26 protein-coding genes and 2 pseudogenes are annotated in these 21,882 nt (G+C 33.3%); 20 read left to right on the top strand and 8 right to left on the bottom strand.

The genetic code is table 11. The features are described from left to right. The 7 genes and pseudogenes from BM211_RS10760 to BM211_RS10785 form a co-directional block, all read left to right on the top strand. The coding region (locus BM211_RS10760; protein WP_218160797.1) for a zinc ribbon domain-containing protein at positions 1 to 183 on the top strand (183 nt) is incomplete at its 5' end. A gap of 136 nt (positions 184 to 319) precedes the next feature. After that, positions 320 to 472 (top strand): hypothetical protein, encoded by a 153-nt coding sequence (locus BM211_RS26730; RefSeq protein WP_256217071.1) that lies wholly within the window; start codon positions 320 to 322, stop codon positions 470 to 472. Further along, a complete protein-coding gene (locus tag BM211_RS10765) occupies positions 469 to 1,692 on the top strand; it encodes an MFS transporter (RefSeq protein WP_035436643.1) in 1,224 nt (407 codons plus the stop codon). Before BM211_RS26730 ends, BM211_RS10765 begins: the two co-directional genes overlap by 4 nt. 163 nt (positions 1,693 to 1,855) lie before the next feature. Then, positions 1,856 to 2,152: pseudogene (locus BM211_RS27070) on the top strand (GNAT family N-acetyltransferase); the annotation flags it as partial. 60 nt (positions 2,153 to 2,212) lie between these two features. Continuing rightward, positions 2,213 to 2,440, top strand: coding sequence for a hypothetical protein (locus tag BM211_RS27075; protein ID WP_371261871.1), 228 nt, complete (start codon positions 2,213 to 2,215; stop codon positions 2,438 to 2,440). 141 nt (positions 2,441 to 2,581) lie between these two features. Continuing rightward, positions 2,582 to 3,142 (top strand): class I SAM-dependent methyltransferase, encoded by a 561-nt coding sequence (locus BM211_RS10780; protein ID WP_017151882.1) that lies wholly within the window; start codon positions 2,582 to 2,584, stop codon positions 3,140 to 3,142. A gap of 207 nt (positions 3,143 to 3,349) precedes the next feature. Further along, positions 3,350 to 3,844, top strand: a complete 495-nt coding sequence (locus BM211_RS10785) for an MFS transporter (protein WP_256217077.1) — start codon at positions 3,350 to 3,352, stop codon at positions 3,842 to 3,844. A gap of 74 nt (positions 3,845 to 3,918) precedes the next feature. On the opposite strand, the gene BM211_RS10790 is transcribed toward BM211_RS10785, so the two are convergent. From BM211_RS10790 to BM211_RS10800, 3 genes are all read right to left on the bottom strand, one after another. Next, entirely contained in the window at positions 3,919 to 5,028 is a 1,110-nt protein-coding gene (locus BM211_RS10790; RefSeq protein WP_090997029.1) for a nucleotidyltransferase domain-containing protein, read from the bottom strand. Between the two features lie 37 nt (positions 5,029 to 5,065). Beyond that, positions 5,066 to 6,892 (bottom strand): ABC transporter ATP-binding protein, encoded by a 1,827-nt coding sequence (locus BM211_RS10795; RefSeq protein WP_090997032.1) that lies wholly within the window; start codon positions 6,890 to 6,892, stop codon positions 5,066 to 5,068. Positions 6,893 to 7,024: 132 nt separating this feature from the next. Then, positions 7,025 to 7,243, bottom strand: a complete 219-nt coding sequence (locus BM211_RS10800) for a hypothetical protein (RefSeq protein ID WP_090997035.1) — start codon at positions 7,241 to 7,243, stop codon at positions 7,025 to 7,027. A gap of 488 nt (positions 7,244 to 7,731) precedes the next feature. On the opposite strand from BM211_RS10800, the gene BM211_RS10805 reads away from it, so the two are divergent. From BM211_RS10805 to BM211_RS10820, 4 genes and pseudogenes are all read left to right on the top strand, one after another. Further along, entirely contained in the window at positions 7,732 to 8,526 is a 795-nt protein-coding gene (locus tag BM211_RS10805; RefSeq protein WP_090997039.1) for a hypothetical protein, read from the top strand. Beyond that, positions 8,523 to 8,795 carry a PqqD family protein gene (locus BM211_RS10810; RefSeq protein ID WP_035436627.1) on the top strand — a complete coding sequence of 91 codons (273 nt, stop codon included), beginning with the start codon at positions 8,523 to 8,525 and terminating at the stop codon, positions 8,793 to 8,795. Before BM211_RS10805 ends, BM211_RS10810 begins: the two co-directional genes overlap by 4 nt. A 25-nt stretch (positions 8,796 to 8,820) precedes the next feature. Then, on the top strand, positions 8,821 to 9,237 hold the full coding sequence (locus tag BM211_RS10815; RefSeq protein ID WP_141771625.1) for a S24/S26 family peptidase: 417 nt from the start codon (positions 8,821 to 8,823) through the stop codon (positions 9,235 to 9,237). A 301-nt stretch (positions 9,238 to 9,538) separates the two neighbouring features. Next, a pseudogene (locus BM211_RS10820) lies at positions 9,539 to 9,757 on the top strand (asparagine synthetase B); the annotation flags it as partial. On the opposite strand, the gene BM211_RS27080 reads toward BM211_RS10820, so the two are convergent. From BM211_RS27080 to BM211_RS10835, 3 genes are all read right to left on the bottom strand, one after another. Further along, positions 9,756 to 9,887, bottom strand: coding sequence for a hypothetical protein (locus BM211_RS27080; protein WP_256217072.1), 132 nt, complete (start codon positions 9,885 to 9,887; stop codon positions 9,756 to 9,758). The pseudogene BM211_RS10820 and the gene BM211_RS27080 overlap by 2 nt on opposite strands. A gap of 192 nt (positions 9,888 to 10,079) precedes the next feature. Beyond that, entirely contained in the window at positions 10,080 to 11,312 is a 1,233-nt protein-coding gene (locus tag BM211_RS10830; protein ID WP_090997042.1) for an MFS transporter, read from the bottom strand. A 4-nt stretch (positions 11,313 to 11,316) separates the two neighbouring features. Continuing rightward, positions 11,317 to 12,360, bottom strand: coding sequence for an ArsR/SmtB family transcription factor (locus BM211_RS10835; RefSeq protein WP_090997045.1), 1,044 nt, complete (start codon positions 12,358 to 12,360; stop codon positions 11,317 to 11,319). A 394-nt stretch (positions 12,361 to 12,754) separates the two neighbouring features. Between BM211_RS10835 and BM211_RS10840 the strand changes: the two genes are divergently transcribed. The 4 genes from BM211_RS10840 to BM211_RS10855 are packed head-to-tail and all read left to right on the top strand — an operon-like array spanning position 12,755 to position 16,907. Next, on the top strand, positions 12,755 to 14,959 hold the full coding sequence (locus BM211_RS10840) for a bacteriocin-associated integral membrane family protein (RefSeq protein ID WP_090997048.1): 2,205 nt from the start codon (positions 12,755 to 12,757) through the stop codon (positions 14,957 to 14,959). 9 nt (positions 14,960 to 14,968) lie between these two features. After that, positions 14,969 to 15,607, top strand: coding sequence for an ABC transporter ATP-binding protein (locus BM211_RS10845; RefSeq protein ID WP_090997050.1), 639 nt, complete (start codon positions 14,969 to 14,971; stop codon positions 15,605 to 15,607). 37 nt (positions 15,608 to 15,644) lie between these two features. Beyond that, positions 15,645 to 16,391 (top strand): Nif3-like dinuclear metal center hexameric protein, encoded by a 747-nt coding sequence (locus BM211_RS10850; protein WP_090997053.1) that lies wholly within the window; start codon positions 15,645 to 15,647, stop codon positions 16,389 to 16,391. Between the two features lie 18 nt (positions 16,392 to 16,409). Further along, the gene (locus BM211_RS10855; RefSeq protein WP_090997056.1) at positions 16,410 to 16,907 is read left to right on the top strand and encodes an NUDIX hydrolase; all 498 of its coding nucleotides are present in this window, start codon (positions 16,410 to 16,412) and stop codon (positions 16,905 to 16,907) included. A gap of 45 nt (positions 16,908 to 16,952) precedes the next feature. Here the strand turns inward: BM211_RS10855 and BM211_RS10860 are convergent, their stop codons facing one another. After that, positions 16,953 to 17,672 (bottom strand): alpha/beta fold hydrolase, encoded by a 720-nt coding sequence (locus tag BM211_RS10860; protein ID WP_090997058.1) that lies wholly within the window; start codon positions 17,670 to 17,672, stop codon positions 16,953 to 16,955. 140 nt (positions 17,673 to 17,812) lie between these two features. On the opposite strand from BM211_RS10860, the gene BM211_RS10865 reads away from it, so the two are divergent. From BM211_RS10865 to BM211_RS10875, 3 genes are all read left to right on the top strand, one after another. After that, complete coding sequence (locus BM211_RS10865) at positions 17,813 to 18,670, top strand: PhzF family phenazine biosynthesis protein (RefSeq protein ID WP_090997062.1); 858 nt, start codon at positions 17,813 to 17,815, stop codon at positions 18,668 to 18,670. An 83-nt stretch (positions 18,671 to 18,753) separates the two neighbouring features. Further along, on the top strand, positions 18,754 to 19,320 hold the full coding sequence (locus BM211_RS10870; RefSeq protein WP_090997065.1) for a hypothetical protein: 567 nt from the start codon (positions 18,754 to 18,756) through the stop codon (positions 19,318 to 19,320). 28 nt (positions 19,321 to 19,348) lie between these two features. Then, a complete protein-coding gene (locus tag BM211_RS10875; RefSeq protein ID WP_090997068.1) occupies positions 19,349 to 19,642 on the top strand; it encodes a hypothetical protein in 294 nt (97 codons plus the stop codon). Positions 19,643 to 19,649: 7 nt separating this feature from the next. Here BM211_RS10875 and BM211_RS10880 read toward each other — a convergent pair whose 3' ends face one another. Further along, positions 19,650 to 20,366 (bottom strand): HoxN/HupN/NixA family nickel/cobalt transporter, encoded by a 717-nt coding sequence (locus tag BM211_RS10880; RefSeq protein ID WP_090997071.1) that lies wholly within the window; start codon positions 20,364 to 20,366, stop codon positions 19,650 to 19,652. A 391-nt stretch (positions 20,367 to 20,757) separates the two neighbouring features. On the opposite strand from BM211_RS10880, the gene tatA reads away from it, so the two are divergent. Continuing rightward, the gene (tatA, locus tag BM211_RS10885; protein WP_035436588.1) at positions 20,758 to 20,964 is read left to right on the top strand and encodes a twin-arginine translocase TatA/TatE family subunit; all 207 of its coding nucleotides are present in this window, start codon (positions 20,758 to 20,760) and stop codon (positions 20,962 to 20,964) included. Between the two features lie 107 nt (positions 20,965 to 21,071). After that, the gene (gene tatC / locus BM211_RS10890) at positions 21,072 to 21,836 is read left to right on the top strand and encodes a twin-arginine translocase subunit TatC (RefSeq protein ID WP_090997074.1); all 765 of its coding nucleotides are present in this window, start codon (positions 21,072 to 21,074) and stop codon (positions 21,834 to 21,836) included. Positions 21,837 to 21,882: the final 46 nt, after the last annotated feature.

Raw genomic sequence — 21,882 nt, forward strand, 5'->3', positions numbered from 1 at the left:
CTCATTAAGGTAGAACCAAAGTATACTTCACAAGACTGTTCTGTTTGTGGGAATCGTGTGAAGAAGTCTCTCTCTATTCGTACTCACATTTGTACAAAATGTGGAACGGTATTGGATAGAGACTATAACGCGAGCCGGAACATCTTACAAAAAGGATTAGAAGAATTGCTTGCTACAAATTAAAACCTATAAACTGTAGGGCAAGGTTATGTCCGAACAGTATAATCTACGCCTGTGGAGACTGTGTAAGACGTAGTGGGACACCCCACTACGCAACGGTCTATGAAACAGGAAGCCCCTTCTTCAATCAGTCCGTAAGGTGGATAAGGAGGGGTTATTCACTGTAGAAGAACGGTTATGTATAGATAAAGAAAAAGAAATTGTTTGTGGGCTTTCTGGAATAGGACATATTAGTGATGAAGCTAAAAAACATGGGAGAGATTTTAGATTTAGAGGAGAGGATTTGAGATGAAATCCTTTAAAGGCATCATACATAATAAAAATTTATGTATTGTATTAGGAAGTCAACTAGTCTTTCAATTAGGGATATGGTTCGGTACAATTGGTAATTTGCAATTTTTACAAATACATATAAAATCTCATGTTCTTCAGGCTTTTTTTCTTGTTATTGGTGGTGTCCTTGGGGTTATAATAGGCCCTTATGCAGGACGTTATATAGATTCTACTTCTAAATTAAAAGTATTACAATTAGTCGGATTGATGAGAATTGCATCTGTTTTATCAATGTTAGTTGCCATATATACGGGATCAATTTATTGGATGGTTATTTATAGTATAGGAATTGGCTGCTCGGCTTCTTTTTTTAATCCCACTATACAAACAATATTGCCAACTTTAGTTAAAGAAGATGACTTAATTACGGTTAATGCTATCAATATAAATATTATTACTTTATCAAGAATTTTTGGAGCTGTATTAGCTGGTCTTTTATTAACAGTCGCTCCTCTATATACATTATTTATTATTGCTCTTATTGCTTATGTAACCTTATACTTTATCAATTTTTTATTAGTTATTCCAAACGATGTACGAGTGAATCCTAAAAAACTTAAGACTAATTTTAAGGATATTTTCCCTGTTATTATAAAGAATCATTCTATTAAAGTAGTTCTTACGTTATCCATTATCCCTCTAATCTTTATTTCAGGCTTTAATTTATTTGTTATTGAGATTGGAAAGGGACAACCGGGTTCAATCATGGGTATACTCTATTTTATGGAAGGAGCAAGTATATTAATTGCAGGATTATTTATCAAAAAAGTAATAAAACGATATCAAAAACAAGTGCGTATCCTTTTATTTGCTTGCTGTTTGATGGGTATAGCTCAAATTTTATTATCATTGACAAACTTTTATCTAACCATTTTTTCTTTTAGTATATTTGGTTTGGCATATGGCATGTTTAATCCTCTTTTATACACATATGCACAACAAAAAGTTCCTTCAAGTATTCATGGAAGATTTTTTTCATTTAAAACAATGTTAGATCGGACCATTATGCAACTATGCTTGGTGTTAATTGGATTTTTACTAGATCAAATAGGATATAGAAGTTTAATGGTTTTGTTAGGTATATGTACTCTTACCCTAGTTTCTTCTATTATAATTGATTTTAAGGTTAACCCTAAAAGCTATACAATCGAGAATAGAAATAATTATTCTGATGTTTAATTAACGAATGGACCTAGTGACAGGGTTCTTGCTGCAAACCGCGAAGTAAATAAGATCATACTTTTATCAGTGGGCTATTGTATCTCTTTAGCCCCCTAATGAACTTGGACATCTACTAAGAGTGGTTTTATACTTGAAGTAGCCAAATAAGGGGGCATTTATTATGCAAAGAAGAAAACATTCTATAGAATTTAAACAACAAGTGGTACAAGAAGCAATAGAAACTGGAAATAAAGCATTAGTAGCAAATAATCATATTCTTGGATTTGCTTCTTTATATTTACTAGAAAACTTTATACATAATTTATTTGTTTACCCTGATTTTTCAGGTAAGGGTGTTGGTAGAAAGTTGCTTAGTGCTTCCATCGAAAAAATGAATAAACTATTAAGACTGAAGTGCGTATCTGAAAATAAAAAAGCAATGAAATTCCATGAAAATAAGGGTTGGAAGAAAGTTATTGAAGAAAGAGAACCTGGCGAAAGATATTGGTTATGGTATATGAATAGGGAGAGGGAATTTTTGGGGAAGAAACGAATAATATTTTTAGGTTTATGTTTTTCTGTTCTTTTAGTAGTGTTTTTGTATCCAAAAGGCTACAGTGGTAAATTTGTACAATGGGGGGGCGATAATGTACATTCTGTAAATACAGATATTCTTGAAACAAATCACATTCCATATGAAATTAAAGATAATAAAGTGTATATTCCAGAGGATGCCTTTGATAGAGCGATATGGTGTTGTTCATAAGTGTAGATCTAAAACAAGGACCTTTCGACTGTATAGTTTCAAATAACCTGAACTTTTTAATCAGTTCTTCAGTCATTAAAATGATGGCAAACTCATCATTTAAAGTTGCTAATGAATTAAAGTTCTTACGAGGTGAAAGTGATGGTAATAAAACAAAACGAAATTAAAGTAGTAGTTGGAGCTGGAGCATTTAACAATAATCCAGGTTGGATTCAAACTCAAGAAGATGAACTTAACTTATTAGTTGAAACTACATGGGAAGAAAGATTTGAATATAATTCCATTTCGGCTATTTTAGCTGAGCATGTATGGGAACATCTTACTTTTGAAGAAGGTGTAAAAGCAGCTAAAATTTGCTATGAATTTTTAAAACCATCAGGTCATATTCGTTGTGGCGTCCCTGATGCATTTTTCCCAGATGAAACCTACCAAAATATAGTTAAAGTAGGCGGACCAGGGCCTAAAGACCATCCAGCTGCAAGCCATAAAATAGTTCATAATTATAAAACATTAACGAAAATGTTTGAAACTGCTGGATTTGAAGTAGTTTTACTTGAATATTGTGATGAAAATGGGCAATTTTATTACAACGAATGGGATGCGAACGATGGTGTTATTTTCCGTTCAAAAAGGTATGATTCTAGAAATCAAGGAGATAAACTTGGTTTTCCATCGCTAATTGTTGATGCGATTAAACGGTAACTTATAGAACTAACGCATGCGTTAGTTTCTGTAGTCTATTAAGAGTAAGAGGGGAGAAAATAAAAAGACTACATTTAATTAATCAATGGCATGATTATTTTTCTTTTTTTGTTTTCATAAACAAGAGATTGAATTTTTAGAAAACGCAAAATTGTTGTATTAATTGGATTTGCATTAGATACACAGGAAGTCACATATATTAAACAAATTTTAAAACTAACTGATAGAGATTATGGACTAATAGTAAGTATAACGGGAATAGGTGCATTAGTAGGAGCGTTTGTTGCAGCAGTTTGTTCTAAAAAAACTAACCTAAAGTTATATATCGGTGGTGGAATGTTCCTAACATCTATAGGGTATATCTTCTTTTATTCATCAATTAATTTTATCACTGCAACTTTCTCATTTGCTTTCTTGGGTTTCTTTATGGCATTTGCAAATACAGGGTATACAACTTTTTTTCAAAATAATGTTCCAGTAAAAATCATGGGTAGATTCGGCAGTCTAGCTAGTATGGTCGAAGGTATAATCCAAATAACTTTTACTCTTCTTCTAGGTTTTTTGGCAAAGTGGTTCTCGTTACAGCTAATTTGTCTTATCTTTTCTATTGTTGGTACTTTATTTGCTGCAATTCTTTTTGTAACAATCTTAATACCTTCAAAAACCAATTATTTTAAAGAAAGTTCAAATCTTAATCACTAAATAAAAGTGTATATTTCTACAAAAAGAATAACGTTTTTGTAGAAATATACTTTAATGAGCATGAGACGGTATCCCTAACGGTGTAGTATATTTTGTAAAAAGTTATTCCCCCTCTTTTTATATAACCTTACATATTCAAAGAAAAGGTGCCTCTCCGTACTATTTGATCCCAATTCGAAAGAGAGTTCTATTTTGGAAGGCAGAATCCAATTGTATATTGCTATTAGAAGATGTTTAATTGTATCAAAATCTAAAAAGTTAAAGTAAGCAAAATTTATGTATTGCTTAAATGATTGAAATTCTCTGTCTCTGATTGTGTTGTATTCCCACCATAGATTTCCTTTTCTTTTGAGTGGGAGCTGTTTTATATTTTCTAATTGTGGAAACAAAGTATAGACAATCGCTAAAGTTCTAATGAGTCTTTTTAAAGTTTTGTGAGAAGCTGCTTCTTTAAATAAAACAGCATAATCAAGTTTGTCATGCAACATGTATATCATTTGAATTATATCTATAAAATACTTTAAAGAATTCAAATTATGCTTCCAACCATGAAGGCAAATCATGTAAAAGGTATGATAATCAGATAGTTCTTTTATATGATTATAAGGTTTTAGAGATGTTGCTTGATTCCAAAATTCTTCTATTTGAAGATTAGATGTGTTTTCTTTTAATAAATCCCAATGAATCTCAACCGTTAGCGGAATTGAAGATCCAGGTAATGCCTTACTAAAGCTACAATGGAAATGAGAAGGGATATATTCTTCTTCAACTGTAAATCCTAGTGATTTTATACAATCCATCGCTTTGTTTAGATCGGGTGCTTTGATTAACAAATCAATATCTGATGTAGATCTAGCGCCTATGTGACCAAAATATTTTTCAGCAAAGACTACACCTTTAAGTGGGATAACATCAATTTCAATTTCCTCAAATTTGTTTAGAACTTGTTCAGTTTGGTTTTTAATAAATAAATTTAGGTATAATGTTTCGTTGTATTTTTGGGTCAACTGTTCTTGAAAAAAAAGGGGTGTTTGATCAAGCATCCCTTTTTGTTTTAATAAATAATAAATTTGGGAGTGAATTTCAAAAAATTCAATATCCTCCATCGCTTGTTTATAAAATTCGTTGTCAGTTGGTACAGGAATTTGTGGATCATATAATGTTTGTATCAAATGAACAATCAAGGGTTTCAGCACCTTTCTGCATTAAATCAATATCAATTTAAGCATTTATAGTTATCGTATTGTTTTCTTTTGATTGTTGAGAAACTTGCATGTAATATAAGTTACGATACAATCCGTCTTTTTCTAAGAGCTCCTCATGGCATCCTGTTTGTACAATTTTTCCCTCATCCATCACGATAATGCAATCTGCATTTTGAATCGTTGATAATCGGTGTGCGATGACAAGCGTTGTTCGATTCATCATTAATCGATCTAAAGCAGTTTGTACTTGTTGTTCAGTTTGGCTGTCTAGTGCTGATGTCGCCTCATCTAACAAGAGAATAGGTACATCTTTTAATAGGGCTCTTGCTATGGCAATTCGCTGTTTTTGTCCCCCAGACAGTTTTATACCTCTTTCACCAATTTCTGTGTCATATCCATTCGGCAAAGATAGAATAAACTCATTGATATTAGCAGCCTTTGCAGCATCAATCATTTCCTCCTCAGTAATAGAAGTACCTGGGCGTGCTAATAGAAGGTTTTCCCTTATTGTTCCTCCGAAAAGGAAGGTTTCCTGAGGAACATGAGCAATCGAACTTCTTAGTTCAGAAGGGGAGAGGCTTTCAATTGCCATATCATCAATCAAAATGCAGCCAGATTGCGGTTTATAAAAACCTTGCAGTAAATTAAATAAAGTTGTTTTCCCTGCACCGCTTAAACCAACAATTGCAGTTACTTTTCCTGCGTGAATTTGTAAATTAAAATGATTCAATACTTTTTGTTTTTCATTGTAGCTAAACGTGATGTTTTGGAACTTGATTGATTTTACCACCGGTTTAGCTGGGGAATAGGTTGCTACAGTTGTAGATTCAGTTGGTAATTCCAAAATCTTTAGGAGTCTTTCTACAGCTGTAATCGATCTTTGAAACCCTGCCCATTGACTTGCTAGTCCTGTTAACGGATATACTAAATGATCTACTAGATTGATGAAGGTCAATAAGGAACCTACTGACATGACCCCATCTGAAACAAAATATGCCCCTAAACAGAGACTAATTAGAAATGTGAAGGAGCTAACAGCTTGGCCACCTGCATTAAACCATCCACCTAGTTTTGTGTTTTCTAATTCTAGAGAATATAGCTGTTGATTTTTCTTGGTGAATTTTTTATATAGAAATGTTTCCATTGTAAATGAACGAATCACAGAGAAACCAAGAAAAGTTTCGTTAAGCAGGTTATTTATATTACCTAATAGACTATGTATCAATCGGCTGTTTCGCCGAAGTAATAGACCGAAAACAAGTCCTGATATTGCAGCAATAGGTGCGACTAATACACTGAGTAAAGATAATTTCCAGTTAAGGTAAATTAAATAAATGAAAACAGTAACATAGATAAGGGGAAGTCTAATCAGGTCAATAAGACTTCTTCCTATTACTCCATTAATATTATGAATATCATTGGTAAAGTGAGATAATAATTCTCCTGAACGGAGGTTAGAAATATCTTTGGAAGGGAGAAGTAATACATGTTTAAATAACTGTTTTTTTAAATCTCTTTTCACACCGTTTGTTGCAACAGATTCGAAGTAAGTATCAAAAAACCCTGATGTAATACTTATGAATGTTAGGATACACGCTAGCGGAACTAGCCACTTAATACGCTGAAAGTCGCTTTTTATTGCTGCGTCCAAAATGTTTCCAAAGAGCCAAGCGAACGCTAAAGTAAGGAAGATATCAATAAAAAGTAAGAAAAGGAGAGCCATATACGCCGTGCGATGCTTCATAATATAAGGTCTTAATAAGGAAAAGGTTTTTTTCATGTCTCCCATTGTAAAGTACTGTTTCATTGTATCTAGTATTGCCTGATTTTTTCGTCCAATCATATGAACCCCTAATTCTATATTTTTTATAATAATGTATTTTCTAGCATATATATGAAAGCTGATAGTGATTGTGCCAGAGAAATTCAATTGTAAAGATAACAATGAACACTCTGGCAGACATGTACTTATTATTTACTTGCGTTTTCCACCACCATGGCCGCCGCCATTCCCTTTATGTGGACCTGTGTATGGAGGGTTTGGATAATGTATTCCGCCATTTCCATGTCCTGGGTGATCCAAGTTACCATGCCCTTTGTTCCAACTTTGGGCAGTTTCAAAGCGAATAGGCTGACTGCTTAATACCATAGGACGGGTATAGGCTTTTTGTTCATTTCGGTTCTCTGTATTCATCGTTTTACCTCCTAATATAAAGTGTAGTGCTCGTCGTTCATTATAAAGAACGGACACTTTAAAGTAAAGATACATAAAATAATATTTTCCTAGTTTGTCTCAAATTAATAAGTAGTTATCTCTCACCTTAAGATTGTAAGGAATCAAAGAAAATATGTGGGGATAGCTGCTACTTGCATGTCCTAATTTGGCATACTTACTATCAACAGGATGAATAACCGACTACTGATGGAAATTTCCCTTTATACTTGTATTTCATTACTACAAAATAGAGAATTTATTTTTGGTGTTAGACTTAAAACGGAATTTTGAATCCTATAAAAATATATTTACAAACAGAATATCGGTGTTTAAAATAAAAATAAATTCTTTATATAGAACATAATAGAGAAAATTGTTTATATTAACGAATTGTACGTGAGGTTTTATTAAAGGAACTAGAATTTTGTCACACGTATAAACCAATCTGAAATATAGGAGTTCATGCTATGGAAAATATATTCGTTCAAATAGGCGAACATACTGTTTCAATCTCTTCTACATCTAAAAAATTAATGAATTGGATAAAAATACATTTTCAAATTGTTGAAAGAAATCATGTTGCAAAGATTAACTCACTAAATTTATCCATTCATATTAAAGATAATTATGGAGTTCCTTTTGTAGATTATAATGTAGAAATCTGTTCCGATTCAGATAAGATTACATACCGACGTGCTGATTATCTTATAGATGTTAACAGTACATATAATGAAGCAACGGTTTCGGTTTATGATGAGCTAGCTTTAAAACATGCTTTACATAATCTATATAGCGCTTTTATCATCCATAATCGTTGGGGACTGCTAATTCATTCTTCTTGTGTGGATCATCACGGAGAAGCTTATCTATTTAGTGGTCAATCGGGTGCAGGTAAATCGACAGTTGCTAAGTTATCAGCCCCTAGACCACTTTTATCTGATGAAGCCACTATTGTGAAAATAGATGAGAATGAAATTAAAGTGTTTGATTCTCCATTTCGAAGTGAACTAACGACATCTTATGGCAACCAATCTTGCCATCTTTCGTCAATTTACTTTTTGATTCAATCGTTGGATGTGAAGGCTTTACCAGTGAAAAAATCAGATGCTATGTTAGGGATAATGGATAAAATTTTTTATTGGCACCACGATTCCTTAGAAACTACTAAACTATTGGATATGTGTAAACAATTAGTAGAAAAAGTTCCGGTTTACAATATGTATTTTCAAAAAAATGATAGCTTTTGGGAGTTGATATCATGAGTCTAAAATGTGAATGTGCAAAAAACATAAATATTGTAGAAATTGATAATGAGTGGATTATTATGGATACAGAAAATTTTACGGTAACAAAAGTAAACGCTATTGGCGCTTATATTTTAGAGGAAGTAAGAGGGCAAAGAGAGCTTGAAGACATCATTTGTAATATTGCAGATAACTACGATGTTGATTTAAATACAGCAAGATCAGATGTTTTGATTTTTCTAGAAGAATTAAAAGGGATAGGTTTAATCAAAAATGGAAGAGCGTAGCCTTCCAGTTTCAGGGATAAAATATTTGCTTCAAAAACAAGGATGGGTTGATCTTCCTTCTGTTGGAGTCAGTATGTATCCTTTGATTCAGGAAGGAGATATTTGTAGATTCATCCCTTTAGGGAGTGAGGAAGTAAGAAAAGGTGAAGTTGTACTATTTGTATCGAATCAAGGACAGTTAATAGGGCACAGATATTTTGATAACTTTGTTGAAAATGGTGTGCTTTACTATGTATGTAAGGGAGATACGAACTTTTCTGTTGATTCTCCAGTGAAAAAATCTCAATTAATAGGGAAATTAGCTTATATTAAAAAAGAGAAATTTCAATTGAATTCTAAAGATTTCATAGCTCGATTATGGGGAGGTATTGTTTTAACCTTCCCTAGTTTGCCAAGGGGGTGTAAAAAATATCTTGATTTGCGGACAAGATTACGAAAATGAAGCAAGTAGTAAGTTCACTATAATAGACTTACTACTTGAGAAAAAATATTTAAAAACTTTGTCCCTATATTGACATAGTAAAGGTGAAATGAAAATTTTATTTTGTTGGAGTTCCTTTTATAGAACAAAAAATAGCTATATAATAAAAAATGGATAGTAATATTAATTTATAACATTTAATTGGTAATTTACTAAAGAATAAACTTTCGTTCTTTAAAGAGAATGCGGATAACGAAACACAATGCAGGAATTTAACCATATAATAGGCTTTTGCTTACTTGTTGCAAAACGGGAGGGAACAATGAGTGCTATAACAGGGATTGTATATTTTAATTATGAGCCTATATCGATCGAGCATGGTACAAGATTAATAAAGGATTTGTAACAATATCCTGCTGATGATGTTCAAACATGGCACAAAGGTAACGTCTTCCTTGGTTGTCACGCACAATGGATTACACCAGAGTCCATTGGTGAACAATTGCCTTTTTATGATTACGAAAGACAATTAGCGATTACTACTTAACTTCTTGTGGAGTCGCCATTTTTAAGTGATTGCATTCTAAAACTCCCGATAATTCTTCTAAATTAACACGTCCGCGACCTACAGAAACAATCACCGCAAAAAAATCTTTTTCTGACTTGATCACTAATGTTGCATCTCAATTCCGAAATAAACTGAACCTTCTTGGGCGGTACGTATTTGTTTTTCATGATGAATAATTTAAATGGAACTCCTTGTTCTTGCAAACTCATTCTTAAATTATTCAGGGGCAAGAATCCCCCAGTGTTTAAAGTTATCTCCTAATAAAACTATACTAACTTTTGTAATAAAAAGAAAACTAAGTGTTTGTAACGCTATCTTTCTCCTCATTTAAAAAGGAAAAGAAGGGAAGTAACATCCCAAATAAAGCAGGAATAATAATAAGGCTACCAATTGCGATATACAAAAAACGGATCCCTGATATTTCTACAATTTGCCCTGCAAATAAAATACCTAAAGGCATAGTAGCACGGATCAAGAAGAGCCGCACAGAAAATATTTGTCCCATCAGATGAGAAGGAACGATTTTTTGAAGAAGACTCGTTTGGTGAATATTGAAAAAGGGAAAACAAATACCTCCAAGAATTTCGCATAACACAGCAAGAGGGAAGGATGTTACGAAACCAAGTAAGAAGAAAGATACCCCGCCCATAAATAGACCGGAAAGCATAATATATCTTTGCGGCCATGTATTTCTCCATTTACCGACTAGGAAAGAACCAATTACATATCCGAAAGGAAAACTCCCCATGAAAATACCATACGAAAATGATGTTCCGTTTAATTCTTCTATTATATAAGGTACATTGATTACCATTGTGACCCCAACGCTAAATTGAACTAAAGAAGTAAAGAATCCAAGCCATATAAGTGGACGGTGTTTGAAAAAATATTGATACCCTGAAACGATTTGTTTTAACCAAGTAGTTTTTTTATTATTATGTGTAACGGAAGGCTCATGAAGATAAGCAAGGCTACTCGCACTTATAAGAAATAAAACTCCGACCAATATGTAAGTAGATGAAGTGCCTATGTAAGCAATGATGAGTCCTCCCAATGTAGGAGCTAAGAAGCTCATTGTTCGGACTGTACCGTCAAGCCAAGCATTTGCTTGTGTTAGTTTATTATGTTCGACAATTGTAGGAAGCAGAGCCGATGCAGCTGGAACATACAGAGGCTGCAAAATGCCGAGTACGATTTGAATAACGAACAAACTCCATATCTCAATGTGACCCGACACCATAAGAAGAACGGGTATAAAAAACACCATTCCTCTTAAAATTTGAGACCACAGCATAATGTATTTACGACTTATCCGGTCAATGAAAGGCCCGATAAACAGTTGGAAAATTAAAGACGGGATAAAATACGTTAACCATAGAGTTCCCATAGCCGATTTTGATCCGGTCAGCTCGTACAATAATAATGAATTACATAGAGCGCCTATCGCTCCTCCAAATTCAGAAATGGTTTCTCCGAGCCATAAACATAAAAAAGAGCGGTTCTTAAATACATGTTGATTCTCGTTCATTTCATCACCTCTTTTCTAGAAAACGCTGTAATTTTTCTTGGAGAGCAGTTAAGTAATCAAGCTGTATATAATACCGAGAACCTTTTCCACTAATGATGCGTGCTGCTCGAAGTAATGACAAATGATGATGAAGCGTTGATTTAGGGATTTTGAGTTGCTCGGTTAGCTCTTGAAGTGAGCGATCTCTTTCTGTTAGCAACTTGATAATTTTTAATCGCGTTTCATCTCCAAGAGCTTTATAACTATGAACTAATGTAGAAGGCGGGGAATACGGATCTTCTATTAAACTTACATTTTCGTCTGAAATCGGATAATAAAACACTTTTATCCCCGGTAAAGTCGTTTCTACATTCCAAGGCCGGTACACATATTGCGGGATAAGTATCACTTGGTGAATAGAAGGCTCAGGTTGATATGGACTACCGGTTATAAATTTAACAAGTTCTTCTGGATGATACGTTGATTGAAGCGCGCGTTTTTGCTGGGCATCCCGCTCAAGCATGCTAGTAAACTCAGCGTAATTAGGTTGTATTACTGTTTCATACCAGCCTTCAGAGATGATTTTTAAATGTTGTTTTAGTAAGGAAGTATCTATGGATGAAATATGTTTCATGTATGCTGGAAAGAACTTATGATGTTGGCAAGCTTTTATAAGGGAAGTAATAGCTGCATCGTCTTGCTGGGATGCTTTTCGCCGATTATCTTCATGCTGCAAACCGATATAAGGTAGGGAGTGCCAGCGTAATTCCTCTTCAGTTCGTTCATCAAGAAAATAAAAGAAACTTTCAAGAGAATCAAAAATACGGGAGTGAAGTAATTGCAGCAAAGCAAACCATGTGTTGTGTTTGTGTGTATACTGTAGCTCTTTGCGAACGGCCGCAGGTAATTTTTTATCGATGTCCTTCCAATACTCGATCGGCTTTTCGAAGGTATGATGAAAATCGTAATACGTAAAAGCCGCAATCCCTAATCCCATTTCGAATAAAATCGAATGTTTAATTTGAACAGAGTAAGTTTCTCTTGTTGCATTTAAGTTCATTACTTTCATTGCTCATCCTCCTTTTTTATTTTATTCTATATTTTTTGAATTTTATTTTCAATAATTTTCGAATAATTATGTGCAAGTTTAGTAAACATTTTTTATTTGCTAGCTATTAATAGACTTCATTTTGAAGTGAAATTTAATGGTTGAAAATAAAGCTATATAAATACAAATTAAAACTAAAACTCCGATATAAAAATCTTCTTTCTTTTTAGGTGAGCGAGAGCATTTGGGCCTATCACATGCAAGATTAAAACAAACAGAGCATGCAAGTAGCGATCATGTTGTACTCTGCATAACAACGACTTATATGTTGAATATCAATTTACATTTAGACAATATCCGCCCTAACGTTTCTATTTTTCTGAAAATATACTAAAATATGACAGAGGGGGATATTATGAAAAAAGTAGTTGTGTTTTTTCTTATTGTAGCTTCTATATTGTCAGGGTTTATTGCATTTCAACAAACTGATCATAAAGAATTTGAAAAAATGGAAAAGGTAGAACAGAAGATAGGTAAAGAGTTCGTTATCCCAGATGTGTTAGATTTTGCAAACCCTAGTGAAATTTATCCCATATTGCTTGATGCCGCAAAGGAGTCACATACAAATATTTTTCGTACAAATGTTACGTATCATAAAGATGAACAAGCAGAAATTTTGAAGTATGTGTTACTAACAACTGAAACGGCATATTTCAAGCAGTTTCAGTTAAGTGGAGGGAATGTGTTAACGCCAAAAGACACGTTCGAAAGTAATGCTTTTTTATCGACAGTACATACGAAGGATACAAGCCAAAAAGGGGTTATAAAAGATTTTGGGGATAATCATAAGATTACAATGAGACCACTTCAAGCGTCTTATGAACAATTTCCAATGGCAGGGAGATATTTCGTAGAAGTAGTAGATGATGAATCATACAATGCCTTTTTGAAGCTTTTTTCCAAAAAGCTAAATCAGCATTTTAAGCCGAAACAGTATATTATTGCTGATGATTTTAAACGTAATCTTAGTAATAACGAAGATGCTATCGGTTCACCCATGAGCTATTTATCCTATATTCAATATATCGTGTTTATCGTTCTTTTACTTTTTCTGATTTATTATGTTTTTAATGAATCAAAAAGAATTGGTATTATAAAAATGCACGGCATATCGAATGTACGTTTATGGTTTATCGTTATAGGTAGAACCATTGCTAGTATGTTTGTTTTATCGTTATGTATTTCCATACTTGCAGCTGCTTTCGTAAAAAATGTAACCTCAGGGTTTATATACACCATTGTGTTCGATCAATGTAAAACGTATCTCATCATTACAACATTATCTCTCGTTTCATATTTTTATATTTCCAAAATTAAAGTCAATCAAATTATTAAAAATAGAAAAGATACAAAAGGTATATTTGTATTAAATACGCTGTTGAAAGTAACTTGCTCTATCATATTTATTTTATTAGGAGCACCTATTTTAGAACAGTATATTACGGTGAAAGAAAAAGAAAAGAATTTAAAAAACTGGGAGAAAAACAAAGATTATGGTGTCTTTTATCCGCTTTCTGTAGGGAATGATGAAGATCAACAAGGGATGCATAAAATGGAGTCAAGTATAAATGGTGATCTGTATCCTATTTTAAATAAAATGGGAGCGGTATTAATTGATTCCAAGGATTATGAAGAAATAGAATTGACCAGAAATAAAGATTATAAAGGAATACGGTCAGTTACAGTGAATACTAATTATCTTCGTGAATTTCCCCTATATGACATGAATGATAAGCAAGTGCAAGTTTCTGAAGATGCAGAAAACTGGATTTTATTAGTACCTGAAAAATACCGAAACAGGGAAAAAGAAGTTCTTCGCTTTTTTGAAGAGCGAATAAAACCAGCAATAGAATATGAAGAAAAAAGAATGCATAGAGAGGTCCCAAATCATTTACGCAATCGAAAAATAGAAATGATTTGGATAAAAAATAATCAGGAAATCTTTAGTTTCAATCCAGATGTATATAAATCTGACAATAACAAAATTAGAGATGAAATTATTGAGGTAATGACAGAGAAGAATAGTTTTGTTGGAGAAAGAGAGCTTATATTAGGCGGAGGGGCGAAAGATCCTTTAAAGATTAAGTTAATTGACAGAGATGCAGGATTAACATATAAGACATTGGCACCAGAGCTTAAAAGGTTAGGGCTAGATGATAATTTAAAATATCTTGTAACAGTTGACCAAGATATTTTAAAAGATATATACGATCTGCAAAAAACAATGAAAATACTATTGACGGTTACTAGTGGACTAATTGTTGGCATATTATTTTTGGTCACACAAAATACGATTATATATTTCAATAAAAATCAACAGAAAATAGTGGTATATCGCTTATTTGGTATAGGTTTTTTTAGAACGTATAGATGGTACATATTGTTATTTGTATTAACCTGGATTGTACAACTATCAATTTGCTTCATCGTAAAAAAAGAGTTTGATATGAAATTACTGATGGTAGTGGAAATGCTTGTTTTAATTGAATTTACTGCCTCAATTATCGCATTAATCACTATGGAACGAAGAAATAAAAAAACGGTGATAAAGGGAGGGTAATAGAAACGAATGCAATATATGTGTGAACTGATAGATGTTAGTAAAAGTTATGGAGATCGTGCGATATTAGATAAGTTTAATTTGAAAATTTGTGAAGGGGAAATGATTGCGATTACTGGAAAGAGCGGATCTGGTAAAACGACGATTCTTAATATTATGGGGATGATCGAATATTCTGATAGTGGAGTCGTTAAATTATTTGGTGAAGAAAGTCCAAGTATGGGTTCTAGCAAAGCGAATAAACTTTTGAGAACAAGAATGTCATATCTCTTTCAAAATTACGCACTTATCGACAATGATACTGTAAATAAAAATTTAGAAATTCCCTTGATTTATGCGAAAAAAACAAAGAAGGAAAAGAAAGAACTGAAAACAGCCGCCTTAGAAAAAGTTGGACTGAATGTATCACTACAACAAAAAATACACGAGCTTTCAGGAGGGGAACAACAAAGGGTCGCGATAGCAAGGATACTTCTAAAACCTTGCGAGTTAATATTGGCCGATGAACCAACAGGCTCTTTAGATGATAACAATAGAAATGAAATTATACAAATTTTAAAAAATCTAAACAAAGAGGGGAAAACAATTGTTATTGTCACGCATGATCCATATGTAGCACAAGTATGCGATAGAGTCATAGAATTATAATTTTGCGGAAATGAGATTATTAAGGGGAGAGGAAAATATGCATATACAACAATTTAAGCAACACATTGAAGAACTATTCGGAGAACATTTATGTAAATACGACGATCAGTTTGGGATAACAAACGCAAGCAATGAGCATTTTCATAAGATAGGTTATGCTACTAATTTAACACTTGAAACGATTGAAGAAGCAAAGAAAGAAAATGTAGATATGATGATTACGCATCATGATGCATGGGAGTTTTTATACGGAATGGAAGAAGCTTGTCAAACTAAACTGAAAGAATATAACATCAATCACTTTTGGGTACATTTACCGTTAGACTTTGTTGAATTCGGAACGTGTACTTCGTTATTCCATACAATCGAAATTGATGAAATGATAACGTATTCTTCTTATGATGAAGAAGAATTACCGGGCGTTGGTGAATATAAAAATCCATTGCCATTTTCAAAGCTTGTAGAAAGAGTAGAGAGTAAACTCGGTGAAAAAGTGAAGGCATGGAAAAATAATGATAAAGATGTAAAACGAGTTGGGATTATAACAGGCGCAGGCCATTCAACTGATCATATTCAAGCGGCGCTAGATAGTGGCTGTGATACATACATTACGGGAGAGAAGACGTTATATACAGTTCAATATGCACAGTTTAAGAAGATTAATCTTATCGTAGGTAGTCATACATTTACCGAAATATTTGGGGTGGAAAGTTTAGTGAAAAGATTGCAGGAGTGTGATAACTCGCTTGAGGTTGTTCGATTGTATGAGGAGCACATGGAATAGATAAAGGGTGATAAATTCATGACAACGATTTATGCGAATTATGGCCTAGAAACGGTAAAGTTAACATGGAAGGAAGTGAACGAACTTCCGCCCCGTGAACTCATTACAAGCGTTCACGGATTTTGTTTTTATAATAATGAAGTTTTGTTGGTCAATTTAAATGAACGAGGTTGGGACTTCCCGGGTGGGCATATCGAACTTGATGAAACACCAGAATCTTGTTTTCAACGTGAGGTTATGGAAGAAGGATATGTGGAAGGTATATGTACTTTCCTAGGTTATATTATTGTAGATCATAGTGAGAATATGTCTTGGAATGAGAAAAGTCCATATCCTAAGATTGGCTATCAACCATTCTATTGTATGGATATTACAACAGTACATGATTTTGCAGGGAAATATGAATCAATGAATAGAATATTTATAGAGCCAAGCAAAGTGAACCATTATTATTCGAAATGGAATGCGTTATATGAAGAAATATTCCATTGTGCTCTTAATTTAAATGGGAAATAGATAAATAATAGAAAAAGCATGGTATTTATAACCATGCTTTTTCTATTATTTGTGAACACTCCTATGTATAAAATCTTCGACGATAATATTAAAGAGATTAGGAGCATCCTGGTGAACGTGATGGCCAGCTTTAGGAACGACAGCTTTTTCAATAAAAGGAGAATTGTTAAAATGTGAAAATAAATTTTTTGTATCAAACTCAGCGTTTGCTCCTGCGATTAATAGAGTGGGTATTTCTATCTTTTTTAATTGTTGAATTTGCTCAAAAGGATACCAGTCACTATGAAAAGAAATTTCAAGGAGTGTTCTCCAATCATTTTTTATATGAAGTTCATTAAAATAATGTATCGTATCTGGTTCCTTTATTAATGATTGTAACCGTTGTGCGTTCTCTTCGTTTAATTTCTCCCATTCTGCTGGTTTTTCTAACATAATACCTGCAAGAGTACAGGAAGAAATGTTTTGTTGGTTAAGTTGTAACATTTGAACAGCAATTAGAGCACCTGAGGAGACACCGACAATATTGAATGTTGGTAAGTGGAGATGTTCAGCTAATTCTAGTACATCTAGTGCAGCGACATTTAAATAATCAGTAAAGTCTTCAGTATATGAATTCCCTTGACCTCGTAAATCAGGAACAATAACCCGAAAATGTCTACTGAAATATTCAATTTGATTTTGAAAGCTTGTCTGTCCAGTTTCTAGACCTGGATGCAAAAAAATGATAGGGTCTCCGTTTCCGTATTTTTCAAAGTACAATTGCATATAACCACCTCTGTTGTATAGAATATATATATTATAATTTATTTTCTGAATTTTAACCGGGACAAAATCTTAAAAATGAAGCCATAAGACTTCTAACCATAGGGAGATTAGCCTAATCTAGTAGAAAAGGAGATAACGGATTGCAGATTCAAACATATATGTTAAATGCCTTTACTAAAGGCGGAAAAGGTGGGAATCCAGCTGGGGTTGTTTTAGACACAAAAGGTTTAATAACAAAAGCTATGCAAGCTATTGCAAATAAATTAAATTTTTCCGAAACTGTCTTTGTACTTCCTTCTGTAGACGCAGACTATGAAATTAAATATTTTACACCAAATGAAGAAGTTGCTATATGCGGACATGCCACAATTGCTACTTTCTCCTTATTAGCCCAGATTAGAGGAGTAAACTCAAAGATATACACCATAAAAACGAAAGCAGGGACACTAAGTGTACAGATGAATAGCAATAAAATGATCTCTTTACAGCAAAATCTTCCGGAATTTCTTCAAACACTTCCCTGTGAAGAAATTATAAAATCTTTAAATTTAGATAAAGAAAACCTAATACCTGATATGCCTATTCAAATTGTTTCCACAGGTTTACGTGACATCATTATACCGGTAAAAAGGCTGTCAGTCCTGTTAAAGATTACCCCTAATCTGAAAAGGATTGCTGAAATAAGTAAAACATATAATGTGACGGGTTATCATGTATTTACATTAGAAACACTGCATAATTCCACAGCCCATTGTAGAAACTTTGCACCTTTGTTTGATATCCCAGAAGAAAGTGCTACAGGTACATCAAATGCAGCACTAGCATGTTATTTAATAAAACATAATAAAAAATATAATACCTTCACCTTTGAACAAGGCTATGTAATGGATAAACCTTCAGAAATTGCTGTAAATGTATCTACTAACCTTGGTAATATTACAGATGTTCAAGTAGGAGGCTTTGCTTCTAATTTTCAAGAGGAATATATATTTATATAAATTAAGAAATATTAATGATTAATAATCATACTTATGTGAAGAACGAGAGCCATATTTTAAGATTAATAATGTCGGAGGTATATATGCAATTTAAATATGAGTTAATTGGTACCGGTTGGGCAAACGGATTTATTGAACTAAATTCCCAAAAAATTTCATTTAGCCCCAGTTATATAACTGATGCATTTGGAAATTTGTTGGGTGGTTTAACTGACTTGTCAAATGGTGAAGAACGTGTTGTAACTTTTTTATGGGAGGAAGAGCCCCATGGATTAGGTTGGAGACTCGAGCTTCAAGACAACAAGAAACTATTCTTAACTATAACAGAATATAATAACACACTAGACTATATTAAGGGGAAGGAAGGCGTAACCATTGTAGACACCACTTGTAATTTTCTTGACTTTGTTAAAATGATTATAAAAGAAGCGGATCAAATATTACTTAGATATGGAATTGTGGGTTATCAAAATTTATGGGCCGAACACGAATTTCCATTAAGCAGTTACTTGCAATTGAAATATTTCTTAATGGAGGCAGACAAAATCTCCTTACAGACTAAAGAGAAAGATAAGGGACAGGGTAAGGATTGTGAAAAGAGTGATTTAAAACAAGAACTTCAATTCCTTATTCAGAATTTTAATTTTTAACTTTCACTATTAAAAAGGGTGTAAATGAATGATGAATGTATGGATAGAGGTTTTAAAATATGGAACATACATAATAACTATCATAAGTGCTGTGATAGCGATTCGAAAAAGAAATGATATAGACTGGTTTTATTTTGGATTTCTCTTCGCTATATCAGGAGCAAGTATAGCAATTACACAAAATAATTGGTGTTTTGGTATGTTATTTTGTGATATCGTCGCTTTTATATCAATGTTCCTCACAATAAAACAGGCAATGAAACAGCTAACGAATGAAAAGTATAAAAAGAGATGGGAAACCCATCTCTTTTTATATTTTTAAAGAATTGCTATTGGATCCAAAGTTTAAACAACCCTTCTGTTACCCCAAGGTTGTACATGTAATATACTCCAAATAATATGCTAATGCTCCCAGTTATTTGGGTGAGTGTTTTATTCAGGCTTATTTTTTGAGAACTAAAAACAAATGGAATACCAATAATTGTTGTAAAGAAAAGCATCCCGATAACCGTTCCCACACCAAATATAAGAATATAAATAGCGGCTTCCCAAACACTCTTTACCGTACTCATAGTTAATATAACCATTGCTCCGCTTCCAGCGAGTCCGTGCACTAAGCCGATGAACATGGATTTTAAATATGAAACATTTTTATGTTGGTGCTTATGCTCATGTTTACCGCTATGTATATGAGAGTGGATATGCTTATGTTCTTCTCCGTCATGTTCGTGCTGATGAACATGAAGATTTTTTAAAGAGAAGACGGTGGTCACACCAAGATAAACGAGCATTATACCTACTAAAAATTCTAATGACATAGCCCACTTTTCTGGTATTTCACCTTTCATAAAAATAAGAATAATTCCAACGATAAATAATGTAGCAGTATGACCTATTCCCCAGAATACTCCCGCTAAAGTGGAGCGAAATAATTTTTTGCTTTGACTAGCAATAGTAGAAACAGCGATTACATGATCCGGCTCAATTGCATGCTTGATTCCAAGTACAAATCCTAAAGCCAAAATGGATAGAAAACTCATCTCCATTCATATACCTCCTTTAATAATATTAATTGTGGGATTAAAAGTTTCAAAGCACGTTATAAATGTTAGTAAATAGGAAGCAACATTCAACCAAATACAATGCAGGAATGTCATTTCAAAGGTAAATTATAACAGATGGAAATAGATTACTATTATAAAAGTGAATAAATTCAAAAATTCTTCTTAAATTATATAAATATAAATTGAAAAATCAATATAAAACCCTCTTTCTTTTTAGGAAGGTGAGAGCACCTTTTTACACGAACGACAAAACAGACACATTTCGTTCATATTCGAACTTCTTGTGAACTTTCCACTATTTAGGATGTTATTTACCAAAATAATACTATAATTAATTTGGAAATAAACATCAGAAGTGAAAGGATGAATATGCATGTTTTCTAATATGGGTGTTCCTGGTTTAATTTTAATTTTAATTCTTGCACTTATTTTATTTGGCCCTAAGAAGCTCCCTGAAATTGGTCGTGCGCTTGGTCAAACGTTGAAAGAATTTAAGAAATCTACAGCCGAATTCAGGGATGATGTAGTAAGTGAAGTAAAGATCGAGAAGAAGGAAGAGCAAAAAGTTGAAACAAAGTAAGGTGTAGTAGAAAGAATTTGGAATGTCTGCGGTTTTACTTTTTGTGAAAGCGTTTTCGTTTTTGTGAAGCGGTAGCTGTAACCATTGTGAATGGGTAGGGGAAGAGGATGATAGATAAAGAATTGCAGATTGTGGACCATTTAGAGGAATTGCGCAAACGGATTATTATATCAGCTGTTGCATTTGTCGTTTTTTTTATTGTTGGGTTTATGTTTGCCACTGATATTTATAAATGGTTTGCAAAGGGGATAGATATGAAACTATCGGTACTCGGACCAAGTGATATATTATGGGTGTATTTTATGCTTGCGACGGTGGTTGCAATTGCAGGAACAATCCCTGTCATTGCAATGCAGATATGGTTGTTTGTACGTCCTGCGCTGCGGCTGAAGGAGAGAAAGGCTACGCTTACGTATGTACCAGCACTCTTTTTCTTATTTATCATCGGACTTGGGTTTGGTTATTTTGTTATATTTCCTATGATTCTTTCGTTTTTGCTTCATCTGGGTCAGGATATGTTTGTGGCTCAATTTACAGCGGAGAAATATTTTCAATTTCTGATGAATGTGACGTTGCCGTTTGGGGTTTTATTCGAGCTTCCAGTCGTAGTTATGTTTTTAACTTCGCTCGGTATTTTAAACCCTTATGTATTATCAACCATTCGGAAGTATGCCTATTTTGTTCTGGCTGTAATTGCTGTTTTCATTACGCCGCCAGATTTCGTGTCAGATTTTATCGTAACAATCCCGTTATTCGTGTTGTATGAAATCAGTATTTCTCTTTCTAAGTTTGTTTTTCGAAAGCAATTGAAACGCAGACAGGAAGAAGAGAAAGAATGGACTGTTTATGAGCAAGGGGACGCTATCAAATAGTTATGAAAAGTGATGAAAGAGTTTTTGGTAAACAACTCTTCCATAT

Origin of the sequence: Bacillus sp. 491mf (assembly GCF_900112415.1) — a bacterium.
Classification (GTDB): domain Bacteria; phylum Bacillota; class Bacilli; order Bacillales; family Bacillaceae_G; genus Bacillus_A.

What these genes read in the sequence shown, in the direction of transcription:
- BM211_RS10765 (WP_035436643.1), top strand. Translation starts at nt 469, where the DNA reads ATGAAATCCTTTAAAGGCATCATACATAATAAAAATTTATGTATTGTA.
- tatC (WP_090997074.1), top strand. Translation starts at nt 21,072, where the DNA reads ATGATAGATAAAGAATTGCAGATTGTGGACCATTTAGAGGAATTGCGC.
- BM211_RS10875 (WP_090997068.1), top strand. Translation starts at nt 19,349, where the DNA reads ATGATGAATGTATGGATAGAGGTTTTAAAATATGGAACATACATAATA.
- BM211_RS10830 (WP_090997042.1), bottom strand. Translation starts at nt 11,312, where the DNA reads ATGAACGAGAATCAACATGTATTTAAGAACCGCTCTTTTTTATGTTTA.
- BM211_RS10860 (WP_090997058.1), bottom strand. Translation starts at nt 17,672, where the DNA reads ATGCAATTGTACTTTGAAAAATACGGAAACGGAGACCCTATCATTTTT.
- BM211_RS10845 (WP_090997050.1), top strand. Translation starts at nt 14,969, where the DNA reads ATGCAATATATGTGTGAACTGATAGATGTTAGTAAAAGTTATGGAGAT.
- BM211_RS10850 (WP_090997053.1), top strand. Translation starts at nt 15,645, where the DNA reads ATGCATATACAACAATTTAAGCAACACATTGAAGAACTATTCGGAGAA.
- BM211_RS10800 (WP_090997035.1), bottom strand. Translation starts at nt 7,243, where the DNA reads ATGAATACAGAGAACCGAAATGAACAAAAAGCCTATACCCGTCCTATG.
- BM211_RS10810 (WP_035436627.1), top strand. Translation starts at nt 8,523, where the DNA reads ATGAGTCTAAAATGTGAATGTGCAAAAAACATAAATATTGTAGAAATT.
- BM211_RS10805 (WP_090997039.1), top strand. Translation starts at nt 7,732, where the DNA reads ATGGAAAATATATTCGTTCAAATAGGCGAACATACTGTTTCAATCTCT.
- BM211_RS10835 (WP_090997045.1), bottom strand. Translation starts at nt 12,360, where the DNA reads ATGAAAGTAATGAACTTAAATGCAACAAGAGAAACTTACTCTGTTCAA.
- tatA (WP_035436588.1), top strand. Translation starts at nt 20,758, where the DNA reads ATGTTTTCTAATATGGGTGTTCCTGGTTTAATTTTAATTTTAATTCTT.
- BM211_RS10855 (WP_090997056.1), top strand. Translation starts at nt 16,410, where the DNA reads ATGACAACGATTTATGCGAATTATGGCCTAGAAACGGTAAAGTTAACA.
- BM211_RS10870 (WP_090997065.1), top strand. Translation starts at nt 18,754, where the DNA reads ATGCAATTTAAATATGAGTTAATTGGTACCGGTTGGGCAAACGGATTT.
- BM211_RS10880 (WP_090997071.1), bottom strand. Translation starts at nt 20,366, where the DNA reads ATGGAGATGAGTTTTCTATCCATTTTGGCTTTAGGATTTGTACTTGGA.
- BM211_RS10840 (WP_090997048.1), top strand. Translation starts at nt 12,755, where the DNA reads ATGAAAAAAGTAGTTGTGTTTTTTCTTATTGTAGCTTCTATATTGTCA.
- BM211_RS10795 (WP_090997032.1), bottom strand. Translation starts at nt 6,892, where the DNA reads ATGATTGGACGAAAAAATCAGGCAATACTAGATACAATGAAACAGTAC.
- BM211_RS10780 (WP_017151882.1), top strand. Translation starts at nt 2,582, where the DNA reads ATGGTAATAAAACAAAACGAAATTAAAGTAGTAGTTGGAGCTGGAGCA.